This is a genomic window from Desulfosporosinus sp. BICA1-9, from assembly GCF_000802135.1.
Genome location: NZ_JUEE01000191.1, coordinates 39485 through 58096 on the forward strand (window position 1 = coordinate 39485; position 18612 = coordinate 58096).

The following is an 18612-nucleotide window of genomic DNA, read 5'->3' on the forward strand; positions in this document are numbered from 1 at the left end:
GCTAAAGAACTATCCCATAAATACACCACCGTTGATGTCGATAGTCACACCCGTTATATACCTTGATCTTTCGGAAGCCAGAAATTGTATGACATCCGCCACGTCTTCCGGTGTTCCTATTCTTCTTAATGGGACCGTTTCAGGGTCAAAATGGTTAAAGTTCTTAGTCATTTGAGTGTCAATAAACCCTGGTGCTATGCAGTTGACATTGATGTTAAAAGGTCCTACAGCTTTGGCAAGTGACATGGTTAAGGCTATAATTCCACCTTTTGATACAGCATAATTTACACCTGTGGCTATTCCGCCTATCCTGCCCGAAATGGAAGATATATTAATCACTTTCCCGTATTTTCTCTGTTTCATTTTGGTAAAGGCTTCTCTTGAGCAGAGATATGCACTCCTGAGATTTATGTTCATCACCATATCCCACTCTATATCTCCTATTTCCTCTATACTGCCTACAGGACAAATGCCTGCACCGTTAACCAGGATATCCAGCGACTCAAATTTCTTGGCCGCAACTTCAAATAATTTCTTTATATCTGAATAATCTGCAACATTGACCTTCTCAGCTATACACATACAGCCTGTTTCATTACTTATCAGCTCGCTTGTTTCCTCTGCTTTTTCAATGTTCAGATCTGCTATTACTATTCCTTTTGCTCCCTCCTTGGCGAAAGTCATTGCTGTTGCAGCACCTATCCCTCCTGCCGCACCTGTAATTACTGCATATTTTCCTAATAATTCATTCATATTGCACCTCCAATTTATTGAAAAATATAGCTTGCTTTTATATATCAAACTCTATATCCGCAATCCTGACAAAAGATCAGCTTGTACTGCCTAAAACAATTTGTTCGAATTTGTCTTTCACTGCACTTAAAGTTTCTTCTGGGCTTTTCCTCCCTGCAACTGCATCTAAGATTCCGTCAGCTAATATTTTCTCAAATAGATTCATATCAAGTATTTTCCCCTTTTTGTTTCTGATTGTCTGCTTTTTCCTTTCGGTATCCAGATAGGTCGAGATATTTTCCATCCATGGATATGCCAAAGATAACCGGGAATTATCAACTACATTGTTTTTAGGGACAAATCCGCCCAATAAAGTGTTGTGCACTGATAAACTATTGCTGCACGCCCATTTCATAAATTCATAGCTTTCTTTCGGATATTTGGAATACTTATTGATTCCAAACACCCAACCGCCCAGCACAGACGCATTTCCAGGTATAGCATCAGACTTTATGTTGTTGAACATATTTGCCACCTGACGGTCGTATATATTTGAAACATGCGAATTATACGTATTTATAAAGGCTACATTCCCTTTTACAAACTTATCTATCTGATCATCCCACCAATAGTCTATAGATTCTACAGGACAATAGCGGTAAGTCTCACATAAGCTGTTTAAAGCCTTAATGTTCTCAATGCTATTTATTACAAATTCCCCGTCTCCCGTAATTATTCTTCCATTATAGGACCATTGCCTAGGTAAAAATTCTTCTATAATTCCGGTAGGGTTTAAGCCCGCAATACATGTACCGTATTCTGTAGGAGAATTGGAATTATACTTTCGGGTAAAAAACTTGGCAACCAGATTAAATTCAGACCAAGTCTTCGGTGGCTTGAGTTCAATACCATACTCTTTATAAAACATCCATTGTATTTTCGTGTCCTCCAACAAGTCCCTCCTGTAAAACATCATCTGAACGCCGACCATTAGCGGGAAAGTATAGACACTGCTTGAATAATCAATAAATGTTTTTCTTACATTTTCGTTAAAGTTCAGCAGAAATTCGTCATTATCATTCTTTATAAAATCGTCAATTTTTAAAAGACAACCACTTTCTACAAATTCCTTTATCCATGGCAAATCGATCAAAAATACATCGAAATCGCTCTTTCCCATTTTGTTGCTTTCAATAATACTGTTGTATAAATCTATATAATGACATTTACGATAATCAACACTTACCCCGAAATGGTCTTCAAAGTTTGGTATTAATTTTAGCATTGCTTCGGACATTGGCCCATCAAGAAGCAAAAGGTTTATCTTCTCTTTTTTTGTATCAGTAATAGTAGTTGGTTTGTAAACCATCTCGCTATTTTCCCTTTCATTTTTCAAGAGTATCTGCTTGTTTTCAAAGAGTATTGGGGAATTTAGATTTTTAATTAGTAAATTCATTCCCTCAATTCCTAGCCTCGTTGCATTCCTTTTTAACTTTACAGTTCCTTGTCTATTATCAAATTTATACCAACTGTCTCCCGAGAGACTGTAGATTTCAGACTTTTTGTTCAACACTCCAAGTATTTCTATCAGGTTTTCCGCTAAAACTTCATTTGAGGTTATAAAGCAGTCTGGAATTTTATCCATTTGGCTAATGAAATAAAGAATCTGTTTAAATGAGTATTCCCTGTTCAGGCTTACATGCAGAATATTGTTGCGGCAATTCCCGCTATGCTTCTCAAACGCCATTTTAAAACCATTTTCACATTCCTTTTCTGAACTGAATTCCGTATGACCTGTAACAAGTACAATCTCACGTTCTTCATCCGAGTGAGTAAGCATAAAACCATTTAGCAGATTTTCAGTGATTTCGTATATGGTGTTAAAGTTGTCAAAGCTAATAGAATTATAATCCTTATCCTTGATTATTCTTTCTAAAAAAACAATTGGTATCTTTTTTGATAAAATCGAATCAAATATACCAGTATTCGTTGCATTGCACGTTATAATCAATATTCCTTTTACGCCCAGATCAATAAGTTCCTCAAGCACCATGTTTTCATAATTTTTCATATCATTTGCCGTCTTAATAATCAAATGATAATGTTCTTCTTCCGCAGCCTTCAATATACCATCCACGATCTGGTTATAGTGGCTATAAATATTGGGCAAAATAACACCGATGAATTTAATCTTGTTCGTCTTGAGATTTCTGGCAAGAAGGTTGGGAGTATAGTTTAATGTTTCAATGGCTTCCATTACATTTTTATAAACTGCACTGCTCACGTTGTTTTTATTGTTTATGATATTGGAAACTGTTGATACTGAAACATTTGCCAGCTTTGCAACATCTCTAATATTAGACATTTATACTATGCCTCCCTTATTTGTTTGATATCTCTCGGCTCCTTGCAGCTATTGCTATGCTATGGCATTGCCATTATTAATTCTGTCGATAGTAACTTTTTTCTTTAGTTAATATCCATTCACCTCTACAGCCGTTTTATCATGGTTTTATAATATATCGAAAAATACAAAGATTCAATCATTATATGTACTGTTTATATAACTAATTCTAGAATTAGTTTAGTAAACCGTTCTAATTCAACTTATGACGTATTAATGACATTACCTCGCAAATAAATTTTGCACACGAAAAGACTTGTATGCCAGCCGTTTAGTGTGTTCATCAAATCGGGATAGGGTCAGTACTGTAAAGTTAATGAAGGAATACTGTAAGAAAATATCATTTTGCGACAAATTGGGCAAAGAAAAAAACGCTCCTTTAATATCAATTAAAGTGAGCGCCCACGGCACTGGCAAAGCAACAAAATCTGATTATAACGGTTTACTTGGATTATGTGTTGTCAAAATTCCTAAAATTCCCGAATGAATTCCGAGTTCCAACTGTTCGAGATCGGGGCGATGCGTTAATTCAACCTCCTGATAATACGGGTACAAATTTAAATACATCCCCACTATTTATGGATTGATTTTCTCCACCTTTTATTATTAAAGAAACCAGTCTATCATTCAACAACAAAACATAGGGTATTTTGATGTTATAATCCATTTCCAGACATCGACCTATTGTGCCCACTGCTTTTTCCAATTCCGGTTCAACTTCAAAGCACATATCTTTTTTGCCAATGATTCCAACAAATTGACCATAAAATTCCATCCTTATTTTTACCAAATCATTCATACATCCATCCAATAGCTAGCTCGTAAAGTTTTCCTTCAGTAGGAATGCCTTCAGAATCCCATCCCATCATTTGATAGTAAAGCGAAATTGCTTTTTCAAACTCAGCCTTGTCAAGCTTGGATCCCTTCAGCGGACCCGATTCAAGTTCTGTAAACATCCGGTCCGGAAGATTGTCGTCTTCCTTTGTCATGCCATGCTTAAGGTTAAAGCATCTTGCCATTGTTGTTCCACGTTCACCGAGTTTCATGATTTCCCAAAGGCTTGTTTCCCAACCTGTAGCTGCTTTCAAAATCTCAGGAATATGATTAATCTTACCTGTCCTTACAGGTTCGAAGGCAAATATGCACAGCCCAAGTGAGTTGAAAAGGCTGAATAGATGCTGGAGATAAGTGAAAAGCCTAACTTTATCAGCAGAAAGAGACAAACTCTCTACTGGTCCCAATATTCCCATCGGGTTGCATGCCTTCACAAAAACTGAAGGTTCATCAGCATCATGGCTGTACCCAGTGAGCTTAGGATCAAATGCCCCGTCATGCTCATGTTGGAGGTGGTCTGCACCTGTAGGAGAAACTGCATACGCAAGTCCCATTCCGTATTTTGACCTGGGCTCAGCAAGAGCAAATTCCTGACCCTTTACTTGCATGGCATAATTTATTGCATCACCTCCCAGCTTTTCAGCACATCTTTTGCTTCCTTCTGCAAGGAAATCACCAAATCCATCACGTGCCGCAATCTTTTCCAACATCTGTAGCATAAACTCGCCGTTACCATATTTTAAATCAATACCATCCATCTGTTCTTTTGTCAAAATGCCTCTTTCACGACACTCCATTGCAAAAGCTATAGTTACCGAAGCAGATACGGAGTCCATTCCATACCTGTTGCAAAGCTCATTCGCCTTACAAACTACGTTAAAATCCTTAACTCCACAAAGCGAGCCAAAGCCTGAAAGTGATTCGTATTCTGGTCCCCCGTACGCTTCATCTATTTCATATGGGGAAGTGCTCTTCATAACCTGCTTACACCTAATTGGACAGGCATAACATCCTTCAGAACCTATTTTTAGAGCCTCATGCATATCGTCAACCGTATAATCCAGTTCAGGGAACTGGCCAGTTGTAAAATTCCTTGTTGGGAGTGACCCTGCGATATTTGCATTAAAGTAATACTGGTTTGTACCATATTTGTTCTGAGTATTATTGTCTACATTCTTTTTAAAATTCAAGCTAAACCATTTGGCCAATTCCTGAATCTTTTGAGCATCATACATCGGAGGTTTTTTTGTACCCCTCACAGCGATAGCTTTTAACATTTTTGACCCCATTACGGCACCAAGACCGGTTCTACCGTGATAATGGTTCAAATCGTTTGCAATACCTGCATACCTGACAAGGTTTTCCCCTGCTTTTCCAATAACTTCGAACTTTAGTTTTGGGTCTCCAATCTCAGCTTTTATTGCTTCAACCGCGTCTTTTGTATCTTTACCCCATAAATATGAAGCTTCTTTGATTTCAGCGACTCCGTCCTGTATCAACAGATATACGGGTCTATCGGATTTACCTTCAACAATTACGGCATCGTAACCTGCGAATTTTAATTCAACACCCCAGAACCCTCCTGCCTCAGACTCTCCAAATAAGCCCGTAAGAGGAGACTTTGCACCTACAGAGTTTCTTCCAAGCCCTGGATATGCTACTCCTGTTATTACACTTGAAGCAAAAATCAACTTATTCTCAGAACCTAAAGGGTCAGTATCGGGTTCAAGTTCCTTATGAAGGAAATAAGCAATCATAGATCGGCCACCCATATATGTCCTGTAGAAAAGCTCGTCCATCTCTTCAATTTTCGTCGTGCCAGTTGTTAAATTAACACGCAATATCTTTCCATTATAGCCATAAAGCATTAATTTACCCCCTAAATAACCAATATATAACTTAGCTAGGTCGTCGCATAATTTATGTTTAATTTAGCCCGTTCTTTAAGTTTATTGAACTAAATCTGTCTATACCTACTGCAATAAGTATGATCGAACCAATTACCACCTGGTGCCAGAAAACATTAATGTTAAGAAGGTTCAAACCATTTCTTACCACAGCCATCAATACAGCACCTACAGCAGTACCTATTAGACTTGCTTTACCACCTGAAAGGCTTGTTCCACCAATAACGGTAGCTGCTATTACGTCAAGTTCATATCCCATTCCAGCCTCAGGCATTGCAGCCTCGAGCCTTGAAGTAAGAAGAACCCCAGCAATTGCGGCCAACAGTCCAGTCAACGAGTAAACCAATATCTTTATCTTTGTAATGTTAATTCCCACTAACCTTGCAGCTTCTGAATTGCTGCCTATTGAAAGAGTGTATCTTCCAAACTTGGTTCTGTACATTAAATAATAACATAGAATCATGCTTATAACAGTTAATAACACAGGTACTGGAACCGGTCCAATGAAGCCCTGGGCAAGGTACTGCAATTCTGGGAATCTGAGACCATAAATGGGCATTCCTTTTGAATAAACCATTATTATTCCTCTTAAAATACTCATTATTGCCAGCGTGGTTATAAAATCCGCAATACCTACTTTTGAAATCAATAAACCGTTTATAAATCCAATAAAAGTTCCAATAATAAGAGCTACCAATATAGCAAAGAAAATATTCTGGCCCTTTAAAATCAAATCTGCAGCTACAAGGCCACATATAGACATAGTGGCTCCAACAGACAGGTCGATACCACCCATTCCTATGACAAAAGTCATACCAAAACCTATAATGGCAACGAATACTGCCTGTCTGATTATTATTGTGATGTTGGATACTGTCATAAAGTGTGGCGAAGCTATACTGAGTATGACAATCAGTAAGCAAAAGGCAATTATTATACCTCCTCCTGATCCACTTATACTCTTGGAAAGCATGTCTTTTAAATTTATTTTTGGATTAGCTACATTGTTCTTCATTTTTACACCCTCCAGTATCATGAACCGAATAATAGGCAAGCATTTCCTCTGTAGACTCTTCTGCTCCAAGCACTTTGGTAACTTTGCCTTCATACATTACTATAATTCTATCACATATTCCAACAAGCTCAGGACCTTCTGACGAAACAACTATAACAGCTTTCCCTGCCTTGACAAAATCCATCATGAGCCTATAAACTTCTGCTTTGGCATTTACGTCAATACCTCTAGTTGGTTCTTCAAGTATTATTATGTCAGGGTCTGTCATTAGCCATCTTCCCAGCATAATTTTCTGCTGATTCCCGCCACTAAGGTTACCGGCCATTTGAGTCGGTCCAGACGCTTTGATGGAAAGCTCAGAAATATATCTATTGGTATACTTGTTTTCTTTTTTCCTATTGATAAACATGCGAGTGATCTTTTTCAAACTGGCAATTGAAGTATTCCAATTTATGTCGTGCATTAGGAACAAACCTTCTGTCTTTCTATCAGCCGGAAGAAAAGCAATTTTATTCCTCATAGCCTCTTGAACATTCGCAATTCTTATTTTATTACCATATAATTCCATACTACCTTTGTCATAATTTATTATTCCGAACATGGATCTGACAAGTTCACTTTTTCCACATCCCGCTAGTCCAGCAACGCCTAAGATTTCTCCCTTATGAAGATCAAAACTGATGTCCTGGAACTGTGTACCCTTACTCAGATTTTTAACTTTAAGAACGGGTTCCCCAATTTCAACACTAACTTTAGGATACTGTTGTGTTAATGTTTTCCCTATCATGAGACTGATGACCCTATTCACGTCAAGTTCCTTAACCAAAACATCAACAACATTCTTGCCATCACGCAGTATCATTATCCTGTCACAAACCTTCAACACCTCTTCCAAGGCATGTGAAACATATATAATGGAGCACCCGGACTTTTTAAGCCTGTCAATAATGCTGAAAAGTTGTTCCCTTTCCTCAACTTCCAGGGCTGCTGTCGGTTCATCCATAATAATGATCTGTGCTTTTGAGGAAAGAGACCTTGCGATTTCTATTAGCTGCCTCTCAGCAAGTCTAAGCTCCCTTACGGGCTTCTCTACATCAATATTTACGGATAACTCTTCAGTAAGAATTTTTGTGGCCATCTTTTTCATTGTTTTAACGTTAAGTTTTGCTGCAAGGCCTTTACCTCTTGTAATCTCCCTGTGCATAAAAATATTTTCCGTTGAATTGAGGTCAAGGAACAAGCTCAGCTCCTGGTATATGATGTTGATCCCCAACTCCTGAAAATAGTCAGTGCTGAATGTTTCAACCTTTTTACCATTTAGCAATATTTCACCTTGATCCTTGACGTACGCACCTGCTAAAATCTTCATCAGAGTTGACTTTCCAGCTCCATTCTCACCTATTAGACCAAGAACTTCACCTTTTTCAAGTTTTAGACTAACATTATCCAGTGCAATTGTTCCTCTAAACCTTTTGTAGATTCCTTTCATTTCGAGTATAGGAAACGTTTTCTCCACTTTTTACATTCCTCCTTTATAAGGCTTAGGAGGCAACATATGATCTCTGCTGCCTCCTTGAAGTCATTTTCAGAATCATCTTATTTCTTTACATATTCATATTCACTAACATCAAATTTGTCTATGTTAGTCTGGTCATAAACTACAACTTTTGAATTGATTACCTTTGGAACCATTTCGCCACCTATAACGTATTTCTTTATAGCTTTTACTATGTTTCTGCCCATTTCCTTAGGAGCTGTATCAACTGTTGCAGACATTTCTTTACGTTTGATAGCCTTGTAAGCATCAGGTGTGTTGTCATAACCAACTATTTTAATTTTGTTAAGCAGTCCTCTAGCTTTCACAGCAGTCAATCCGCCCAACGCCATTTCGTCGTAAATTCCCCATAATACATCTATGTTCTGGTTAGCAGAAAGCATGTTTTCAGTTACAGACTGTCCTTTGTCACGAACCCAATCAGCTGGCTGTGAAGCAACTATCTTAAGGTTTGGATGATCTTTGATTGCTTCTTTGAACGCGCCGTATCGCTCTGTGTTATGGACGCCTGGTAAACCTTCTAATACAGCTATGTTTGTAGGTTGATCTTTAAATGCATTAACCATCCATTCTCCGATTGCCTTTCCAGCTTCTCTCTGGTCATAACCTACGTTGCTGATGTAATAAGGATTTGTTGAAGCAACAACCGGCATGTTGAATTCGAAGATAGGAATTCCTTTTTCTGCAGCTTTTGCAAATACTGGTTCCATTGCGTTGTCATTTGCAGTAGCAATGGCTATTACATCTATACCCTGCTGAATCCAACCTTCTACTATGTTAACCTGCTCTGCTCCTGCTGATTGTCCGCTTGGAGCTTGGATTATGAGTTCCGCAAAGTTCTTGCCGCCATTAGCATCTATTTCTTGCTGAACACCATTTATAATCACCTGATAGTGTGTATTCATTGCAGTAGGACAAAAACCAATCTTAATAGGAGCCTTTTTCTTTGTTGGTGGTGGTTCTTTACCAGAACTACCATCCGCTTTAACTACATCCTGTTTCTTTGTGTCAACAGCTGCTACTTTTTGGTTAGATGTGGAACACCCAACAACTGAGAACACTAACACCATAACAATCATTAATGCTAGAAACCTTTTCATTAAAATTCCCCTTTCAAACTTTTTGTGATTAATTCAGAACAAGTTTTACCCGAACTTTACCCTTAACGCTTTTAATCACCCCCTTTTCGAATTAATAAATTCTAACTTAATTTATTAATTACTTCTTTTTTTTACTATTATTTTATATATTATGAAGAAACAAAAAAATAATAACTTTTATCCCATATATACTCCGCCATTGATATCGAGGGTTAACCCGGTTAAATAACTTGATTTTTCTGAAGACAGAAAACTGATTACGTTCGCAACATCTTCAGCAGTTCCGATTCTTCTGAGCGGTACAGTTTCAGGATTAAAGTGAGTAAAATCCTTAGTCATATCGGTGTTTATAAATCCGGGTGCAACGCTGTTTACGTTTATGTTGTATGGCCCAGCAGCTTTTGCCATGGACATTGTCAAGCTAATGATTGCTCCTTTGGAAGTAGCATAATTTATTCCGGTCGCTATCCCACCTATTCTTCCTGATATGGAAGAAACATTTATTATTTTACCGCTTTTCTTTTCTTTCATTATTGCAAGTGCTTCCCTTGAACAAAGATATACACTCTTCAGGTTAATAGCCATAACCTTGTCCCATTCTTCTTCTCCAATTTCTTCAATACTTCCAACCGGGCAAATACCAGCACAATTAACTAAAATATCAAGAGTTCCGAATTTATTTAAGACTACTTCAAACAAATTTTTAATATCCTTGTAATCTCCTACATTGGCTTTTATAGCAATACATTCACAACCTGTTTCTTCTTGTATCCTTTTACTGGCATCCTCAGCAGCCTTCATGTTTATATCTGCGATTGCAATTCCTTTTGCACCTTCCTTAGCAAATATCTCGGCAGTTGCAGCTCCTATCCCTCCTCCTGCACCTGTTACAATTGCATATTTACCGTACAATTCATTCACCTTTGTTCCCTCCCTACAATTAAATTTTTTTGTTTTTTCTTTATATTTAATATATTCTATAAACTTATCGATAATCCTTCTTTATTTTATTTTAATTTTTTATTTTTTTGTTTTTAATTAATATATTTATTTTTTTCTCCAAATGAAATAGTAAATTATAATGCCCAAAAGCAGGCAGACAGTCATGCCTGTCCATAAGTTGAGGAATATAATGACCATAACGTTATTATTGGAAAAAGGAGAAAGACGCCTCTGTTTTAGCGTGTACTGCCTAAACAGTATCACTAGAGACGTCTTCCCAATAACTACATGTTCATCATATCAAAATATTTTCTGGTGCTTCTTTAAAATCAATGACTACTCAGCACAAAGGGTTTTGAATAAATCAATATCCGTCATTTGAAAAACAAAAAACTTTTTCTTGTGTTGCTTCTTCCCTACTTAATTCTCCCACAAGACATCCATCTCTCATTAGGATGATCCTGTTACTCATCCCAACTAACTCTGAAAGCTCTGAGGATATAAGAATAACAGCCGCACCATTTCTCACCAGTTCATTCATCAAATTATATATCTCTACCTTACCGCCTACATCGATACCTACTGTAGGTTCATCAAATATGAAGATTTTTGCTTTTGAAAGAAGCCACCTGGCGAGGACAACCTTTTGTTTGTTTCCTCCGCTTAAGTTTACCATTTCCTGTTCAATACCTGTTGATTTAATGCCCAGCCTTTTTATCATTAAATTTACTACTTTTTTTTCTTTTTTTAGTGATATGGCTGTATATGTGATTAAATTATCCAGTTCTGCAATTGTCATATTAACAGCTACATTTAAGACGAGGAATAACCCCTGCTCATTCCTGTTCTCAGATAAAAACCCAATCTTGTTTGCTATCGCATCAACAGGAGACTGAATCTTCACCTCTTTTGAATTGATAAAAAACCTTCCACTTTCAAGCTTTTCCAGACCAAATATTGACCTTGCTAGACTAGTGCGTCCAGATCCCACCAATCCTGCTATACCTAATATTTCTCCCTCATGTAGAACAATGTTGACATCTTTTAGAATTTTGCTTGTGAGATTTGATATTCTAAGCACTTCTCTACCTTTGTCAACAGGCAATTTGGGGAAATGATCCTTTATGTCTTTACCCAGCATCATCCGGATCAAAGATGAAGTTTCCATTTTGTCAATATAATCAGTATTTACAACTTTTCCATCCTTGAATACCGTAACTCTATCACTAATCCTTTTTATTTCTTCAAGACGGTGAGTTATATATATGATTGAAACTCCATTTTCTTTCAGTTTCCTGACATAGTTGAATAATAGGTCTATTTCAACCTCTGTAAGTGAAGCAGTTGGTTCGTCCAGAATAATCACTTTGGGATTGTAAAGCAAGATCCTTGCAAACTGTATAAACTGCTTTTGTACCAGACTTAAATTGGCAACTTTTTCGCTTGGGTTTATTTTTATGTTCAATTCCTCTAACAAAGACTTTGATTTTTCATACATCTTCCTAACATTCAAATAATGAAAAGGCTTGTCAAACAATATCTCATTTCCTAGAAAAATATTTTCGCAAACAGAAAGCTCTGGAGCCATAATGGTTTCTTGGAATACCATTCCTACACCCCAATCCAAAGCCTGCTTTGGACTTCTAAAAGCAATTTTCAGTCCGTCAGCAAAAATTTCTCCTGAATCAGGCTTATATAAACCTGATAATATCTTCATTAATGTAGACTTCCCCGCACCATTTTCACCTATAACACCATGAATTTCTCCTTTAAAAAGTGAGAAATCAACGTTTATAAGTGCTTTAACGCTCAGAAACGATTTATTTATGTTTTTCATTTCTAATACTATGTCATTCATATCTATTCCACCCCAATTGAAGCATTAATCTCATAGGATGTAAATATTTGGATTCCCTCTTCGAAAAAGTATGCCTTATACTCATTTGGGATGTCTTCATTAGTTATTATTTTTTTGGCTATTAGTAATGATCCCAGCTGGGCAAATGTAGTCTTTCCAAACTTTGTACAATCTGCTGCAACAATCAGTTCCTTTGCTATATTTGAAATGGTCCTGAAAACATTTAATTGTTCAATATTAGAAACAGTAAACCCGTTTGTGATATGTACGCCATTTACACTTATAAATGCCTTGTCTACAAATATTCCTTTCAATGCTCTCTGTATTATTTCTCCGGTCAGTGACATCGTATCACCAACTAAATTGCCCCCAGTCAAAATAAGGTTTATTGAGCTGTTTTCAGCCAAGACATTTGCGATATTTAAGTTATTAGTTACTACAGTTATATTTCTTTTGTTTTTAAGTGCCTTGGCAATAAAGTAGCAAGTTGAGCCTTCCCCCAAAAATATGGCTTCATGTTCTTTGACAATATGAGCTGCAATTTCTCCAATTATTTCTTTATTTCTGTCATATTCAGTACCTCTAGGTAGACGTTCCTCCTGAATTTCAAGGTAAAGTTTTTCATTTAATGTAGCCCCACCATGCGTCTTTATTATAAACCCTTCAAGTTCAAGCTTCTTAATGTCACTCCTTATTGTCACTTCAGTGACAGAGAGCATTGAACTTAAAGTTGAAACATTAACCTGTTTTTTTTCATAAATAATATCTTTAATTTTTTTTAGTCTAGCAGCTCCAAACATAACTTTCCTCTCACTACCCCATATCATTATTATTCACTTTTTATTTTTTGCTTTATTGTTTAATAAAATCTTTGTTTAAGATATTTACGCAATACTCATAAAATTATCGCTAAAACAATATTTAAATTTTGTTAATATTAATTTAAACATTATCATTTTTTACGTATTTTTTCAAGTTGACTAGTCTGGCTTGGACTTTTTATTCTACACTACTTCGAGAAAAAGCTAATAAAAAACTTTACACCCCTTATTTCATTCAGGATGTAAAGTTATACTTCAGCTCTGATATTTGTGCCATTATCATTTTATGCCTTAAATCAATGAATATGGATTCAGCATAATTTGCTTGACTCTTTGCAGGAACTAGGCGGCAGGTGCCCCGTCGATGATCCTGTGGTCATAGGTCAGACTTAGCATCATGACCGGTCTGATCACGATATTCTCCCCTTCCACAACAGGTATCCTATCAATCTTTCCTACAGCCAGGATTGCACTTTCTGGGGGATTGATGATGGCCGTAAACTCGTCAATCTCAAACATCCCGAGGTTGGTGATGGTGAACGTTCCTCCGGAATAGTCATCTGGCTTCAAGCCGCCTTTTTTGGCTTTATCTATAAGCTCTGCTGCTACAGCTGAAATCTCTTCCAGGGACATCAGGTCCACGTCCTTGATTACAGGTACGATCAGCCCGTTATCGTGAACGGAGGGCGTGAACGGAGGGTTCCTTATGTTCCCTTCTTCTCTTGGAACGCAAGGAACCGTCCCCTCCGTTCTTACCCTCCGTTCTAAGGAATGAGGGTTCTCCTTAGACCAAGAACACCTCAGTTAAGGGAATAAAAAGTTCAGGAAATAATTGAACTGGAACCTCATCCGGGGCTTTAAAAATCATAGGCGTTCCATAAATTCCTTCTTTCAAGGAAAAAACCAGAATTGTTTGATCATTGGGATGAACCAACCAATATTCAGAAACCCCAGCTCTTTCATAAAGACGCAGTTTAACGCCAAGGTCTTTTTTCGTGGTGGAGGGGGAGAGTATTTCAATGATCAGGTCAGGCGCTCCTTTACAGCCACGCTCATCGATTTTGGATCGGTCACAAATAACGGATAGGTCAGGTTGAACAACAGATATAACTGCCTCATCTTTGTCGTCTCCTTTCGGAAGTCTAACATCAAAGGGTGAAAGAAAGGCTTTACATGGCTTACCATATAAGAATTGAGAAAATATACGATGCAATTCCCCCAAGATTTCTTGATGCCTAGTTGAAGGTGCTGGAGTCATATCATAGGGAACCCCCTCAATAAGTTCCCAACGCTCTTCCTCAGGCCAAGTTAAGTAATCAGCATACGTATACAAACCTTCGGATCTAACCTGATTAATCGCCATCATAAACCCCCTAAATACCTCATTATGGCTTATCCCATCTTTTTCCTAATATCATAACATAATCAAGGATAAAATCAATCTAGTAGGGAACGGTCTTGACCGTTCCGTTGCGGTAGCCATTATAAAATCGTTCTGGTATTTGTAATAAATCCTGTTGTGCAATTTTCCCATACTCGTCCAATATCATTTTAAATCCCTGCCATCGGAGGAACGGTCAATGCTCGACCACAATCCCCTCCGTCCCGTCGGGAATTGTGCCGGGGTCAATGTTTACGGCTTGTTCTTGCCGTCTGACGTATGCCAGATACTTTTTCTAGTCTGATGGTTGAAACATTGTTTGATTTGGCAAAGTTAACTATCTTTATAATGCTGTGCATTGTCCGATAGCAACCAAATTAGCACTTCTATTTTTAACTTCTGGTTTTTTACGTGACCGTAATGATTTCTACTTTTGTATACTGCGTAGCTTTAGTTACTTCCAATTAGTTATTGTGTTAGTCAAGAGGGTCAAACACTTTCTCTAGGGAAGCCTTACTGCTATCATTTGATCTTAAACTTAGTTTGTTAGTTCTGCTTTGAGCTTCCTAGAGCATTTTATTAGAAAAAGCCCCCTCACTAGGAGGGGGAATAGGAGGAAAAGAAATGAAAAAGCCTTTATGTAAACCGCTAAACTAGCGGGTATTGTCTTTGTGCGAATGGCTAAAATCATTAATTCCTCTTTTCATGTTCTAGTTGCTCAAATGGGATAAACAATGCCTTTATACCCTTTTCAGCTAAAAGATCATTGAATACCGTTTCCCACTCATTTATAGAAGTCCTATGCGTAATAAGCATGTTTAGATCCCTGTTTGTGTTTGCGATCAATGATAATGCCCTACCCCATGAGGTATAGCTTGAACTCATGTTGAACGCTATGTCCAGCACCTTGTAAATTGCCGCATTCCAAGGAAAGTTTACAGTGCCTTTGGAGCTGATACCTATAGCTGATATCCTTCCGCATTTTCTTACCATTTCCACACTCTGAGCTATTGCCGGACCTGCACCACTGGTCTCAATTACTACGTCAGCTCCCCTTCCATTCGTCAATTCCATTACCCTTTCAACAACGTTTTCCTTTTCTACATTGATTATGTAGTCCGCTCCAAGAGCTTCTGCCACTTTAAACCTCACCTGCTCACACGCACTCATACCTGTTATTGCAACCTTAGTCGCGCCAACAGACTTGGCAACAAAGGCTGCAAGTATGCCTATCGGCCCTGCCCCCGTTACAACTACAAAGTCCTGGCACTCAATTTTTCCTCTTTCCACTACCTGATGGACCGCTATTGCCATGGGTTCTGCCAGGGCAGCAAGCTCATAGGAAACCCCTTCAGGTATTTTGTGAAGAAGCATTGATGGCATGACCAGATAGTCACTAAAAGCTCCGTTTATCCCCCATCCGGGAGACCTTTTGCTCGCACAAATTTGCACCTTACCCTGTCTGCACAATTCACATACTCCGCAGGCAAGTGAATGAGGCTCTGCTACAACTCTGTCACCGGGCTTAAATCCTATTACTTTGCTGCCCACCTGGACTATCTCACCTGAAAACTCATGTCCTAATACTACAGGAGGCCAGTATGGAAACTTGTCATGCCAGATATGCAGGTCTGTACCACAAACACCAGCCGCCTTGACCTTTATCAGCACCCAGTCATCATGTGGTATTTTTGGTATTTCCATATCCCGAATCTCTATATTCCCAGGACCTTTGGCTACCTTCATCAAGGCTTTCATAATCTACCTTCTTTTTAATTAATTTTAAAATATGAGTACGATGTATATGTCTGATAAACGCAGGATAAATATATAAAGTTTCGAACATTATTCTTCAAAACCTTATATATTTTTTCCTACATTTAAGTCAAGCTATATTACATTGAAAATTATTTGAATTTCTTTGCACTTTCCTTATCAACTACCATGATTCCAGTGTCAACTAATTGTGGTAGGGGATTTATACCTTTCATATCAGTTGCCATTTTTACGCTCTTATTATTGTAATCATTAAGGAATTTAAGGGCATAGTATGACATTGTGAAAGTTCTCTGAACCATGGTGGCTTCAATAGAGCCTTGTTCTACCAGGTCCAATACCGCAGAATCCTTGTCAAATGCCACTACCTTTATTTTTCCAAGCTTATTTCCTTCTCTTAAAGCAGCTGCTGCGCCAACTCCGCTTGCAGCATCATCACCAAATAGTCCTACAAGATTGGGCTTTGCCTGAAGCATTTGAGAAGTTACACTTGCAGCTTTTGTTGGGTCACCCTCATCATTCTGCACAGAAACCAACTTTATATTAGAATATTTATCCTTTATACGCTGTTCAAAGCCACGTTGTCTTTCATCCAGGCAAAATATGCCAGGAATAGTCAGCAAACCTACTTCACCTTTCTCACCTATAGCTTTTGCTAAAATATCTGCAGCCGCATATCCTGCCTCATAATTTCCTGTACCAAAATATGTCAGTCTCTTGCTTTTCGGTGCGTCAGAGTCTATACAAACTACAGGTACACCAGCTTCTATAGCTTTATTAATAGCTGGAATCATTCCTTCTGGGTCTATAGGGCTAACAAGAATTCCCGCTGGTTTCTTTGCCAATACCTGTTCAAATATATTGATTTGATTAGCAGCATCGTTACCATTCTCGCCAGTAAATACTGCCTTTACACCCAATTCTGCTGCTGCTGCTTCAAGACCTTTTTTATGATCCTGCCAGTAGGGAATATTAATATTCATACCAATAGTGTAATAAATAGCGTCATCTTTTACAGCTTTTGCAGTTTCCGTTTTTGATCCTTCTACTTTATTTGTATCGGCGGAAGTCGGTTTTTCAATATTTCCACAGGCAACTATTGTTGCAAACATAAAGCAAATAACCAATATTGATAAAATTATTTTAAATTTTTTCATTATAATCACGCTTGCCTCTCGATTATAAATTTTCAACATTAGCGTTGAATTCTTATTTCCAAGGTGTTTTTGACTTCAATACTTCTTCAACATTTGCTTTGTCACAGAGCTCAAAGCCTGTATCAACATTTGTCTCTGTGAGCTTTTCACCCTGTATTGCCTTTAAGAGAAGCTTTACACCCTGATCTCCCATTGCAGTGTAGTTAGAGCCGATGAACTGGTCAGCATATCCAAGCTTCATAAACTTGAGCATAGGATGGAAAGTATCGATTGAAACAACCTTTCCTCCCTTGTCACGGAACTTCTTAAGTCCTGCAAGAGCATCCTCGTCTGCAAAGAAAGGCCATCCTCCATCAAACCACCAGCCTGCAAGATCAGGATTTGCTGAAGTAAACTGGTTTACAATCTCAACTGATTTTGCAACATCATCCTCACCTGTCTGAACAGGAAGTACTTGCAACTTTGAGCCTTTGGCCGCATCCTTGAAACCTTTGATTCTTTCCTCAAGGTTGGGAGCACCCAATACTCCTGTCAGAATTGCTACCTTTCCGCCGTTAGGAAGCAGCTTTGTCATGTATTCCGCAGCCTTCTTGCCCGCATTATAATTATTTGTACCTATATAGAATAACCTTTTACTGTCAGGCGAATCAGAGTCAAATGTAGCAATCTTTATTCCTCGGTCTGTAGCCTTGTTTATAACATCCTTCAAGGCGGTTGCATCATTGCAGCTAATCAGAATGGCATCAACCTTTTTCGCTATAAGACCCTCAATTACCGTAACCTGCTCAGACGCAACAGAGTTAGTGGAACCTACCCAATCAACCTTGATACCAAGTTCCCTGCCTGCTTTTTCTGCTGCAACCTTGGCGTCAATAAAAATTGGATTGTCCAGTGCCTTCGGAACAATAACTATTGTTATGTCTTTATTAGCCTTCTTAGCTGGCGCAGCTTCAGTCTTATCCTGCGCTTTAGCTGGTTCAACCGCATTTGTTTCTGCCTTTGGTGTTCTGCCACAAGCCACAATCAGGATTAGCGTTGCAACTACTACCAAAAGTAATGCGACAAGTTTTTTTGTATTCATTCCAAATCCTCCTTCAAATATAATGAGATAAGTCATAAATAGAAGAACA

15 protein-coding genes are annotated in these 18612 nt (G+C 38.0%); all 15 read right to left on the reverse strand.

Annotation, left to right across the window (positions count from 1 at the left end; all coding sequences use genetic code 11):
- Positions 1-9 precede the first annotated feature (9 nt).
- Positions 10-753, reverse strand: a complete 744-nt coding sequence (locus JL57_RS23730; RefSeq protein ID WP_034144399.1) for an SDR family NAD(P)-dependent oxidoreductase — start codon at positions 751-753, stop codon at positions 10-12.
- 76 nt (positions 754-829) lie between these two features.
- Entirely contained in the window at positions 830-3097 is a 2268-nt protein-coding gene (locus JL57_RS23735) for an extracellular solute-binding protein (protein ID WP_034144400.1), read from the reverse strand.
- Between the two features lie 568 nt (positions 3098-3665).
- Complete coding sequence (locus JL57_RS23740; RefSeq protein ID WP_034144401.1) at positions 3666-3935, reverse strand: hypothetical protein; 270 nt, start codon at positions 3933-3935, stop codon at positions 3666-3668.
- Positions 3928-5838, reverse strand: a complete 1911-nt coding sequence (locus tag JL57_RS23745; protein WP_034144402.1) for an aldehyde ferredoxin oxidoreductase family protein — start codon at positions 5836-5838, stop codon at positions 3928-3930. The genes JL57_RS23740 and JL57_RS23745 overlap by 8 nt, the downstream gene beginning before the upstream one ends.
- A 58-nt stretch (positions 5839-5896) precedes the next feature.
- Positions 5897-6892, reverse strand: a complete 996-nt coding sequence (locus tag JL57_RS23750; protein ID WP_291300490.1) for an ABC transporter permease — start codon at positions 6890-6892, stop codon at positions 5897-5899.
- Positions 6873-8408: a sugar ABC transporter ATP-binding protein gene (locus tag JL57_RS23755; protein ID WP_291300491.1), complete on the reverse strand. Its 1536-nt coding sequence runs from the start codon at positions 8406-8408 to the stop codon at positions 6873-6875. Before JL57_RS23755 ends, JL57_RS23750 begins: the two co-directional genes overlap by 20 nt.
- A gap of 80 nt (positions 8409-8488) precedes the next feature.
- Positions 8489-9547: a sugar ABC transporter substrate-binding protein gene (locus JL57_RS23760; protein ID WP_034144403.1), complete on the reverse strand. Its 1059-nt coding sequence runs from the start codon at positions 9545-9547 to the stop codon at positions 8489-8491.
- 177 nt (positions 9548-9724) lie between these two features.
- Positions 9725-10468: an SDR family NAD(P)-dependent oxidoreductase gene (locus JL57_RS23765; RefSeq protein WP_034144404.1), complete on the reverse strand. Its 744-nt coding sequence runs from the start codon at positions 10466-10468 to the stop codon at positions 9725-9727.
- 385 nt (positions 10469-10853) lie between these two features.
- Positions 10854-12347, reverse strand: a complete 1494-nt coding sequence (locus tag JL57_RS23770; RefSeq protein ID WP_034144405.1) for a sugar ABC transporter ATP-binding protein — start codon at positions 12345-12347, stop codon at positions 10854-10856.
- 2 nt (positions 12348-12349) lie between these two features.
- The gene (locus JL57_RS23775; protein ID WP_034144406.1) at positions 12350-13147 is read right to left on the reverse strand and encodes a DeoR/GlpR family DNA-binding transcription regulator; all 798 of its coding nucleotides are present in this window, start codon (positions 13145-13147) and stop codon (positions 12350-12352) included.
- A 363-nt stretch (positions 13148-13510) separates the two neighbouring features.
- On the reverse strand, positions 13511-13972 hold the full coding sequence (locus tag JL57_RS23780; RefSeq protein ID WP_366557083.1) for a 2-oxo acid dehydrogenase subunit E2: 462 nt from the start codon (positions 13970-13972) through the stop codon (positions 13511-13513).
- Positions 13953-14531, reverse strand: coding sequence for a Uma2 family endonuclease (locus JL57_RS23785; protein WP_034144407.1), 579 nt, complete (start codon positions 14529-14531; stop codon positions 13953-13955). The genes JL57_RS23780 and JL57_RS23785 overlap by 20 nt, the downstream gene beginning before the upstream one ends.
- 708 nt (positions 14532-15239) lie before the next feature.
- Positions 15240-16307, reverse strand: coding sequence for a zinc-binding dehydrogenase (locus JL57_RS23790; protein WP_034144408.1), 1068 nt, complete (start codon positions 16305-16307; stop codon positions 15240-15242).
- 149 nt (positions 16308-16456) lie between these two features.
- Positions 16457-17482 (reverse strand): substrate-binding domain-containing protein, encoded by a 1026-nt coding sequence (locus JL57_RS23795; protein WP_034144434.1) that lies wholly within the window; start codon positions 17480-17482, stop codon positions 16457-16459.
- 52 nt (positions 17483-17534) lie between these two features.
- Complete coding sequence (locus JL57_RS23800) at positions 17535-18563, reverse strand: sugar-binding protein (protein WP_291300492.1); 1029 nt, start codon at positions 18561-18563, stop codon at positions 17535-17537.
- Positions 18564-18612 lie beyond the last annotated feature (49 nt).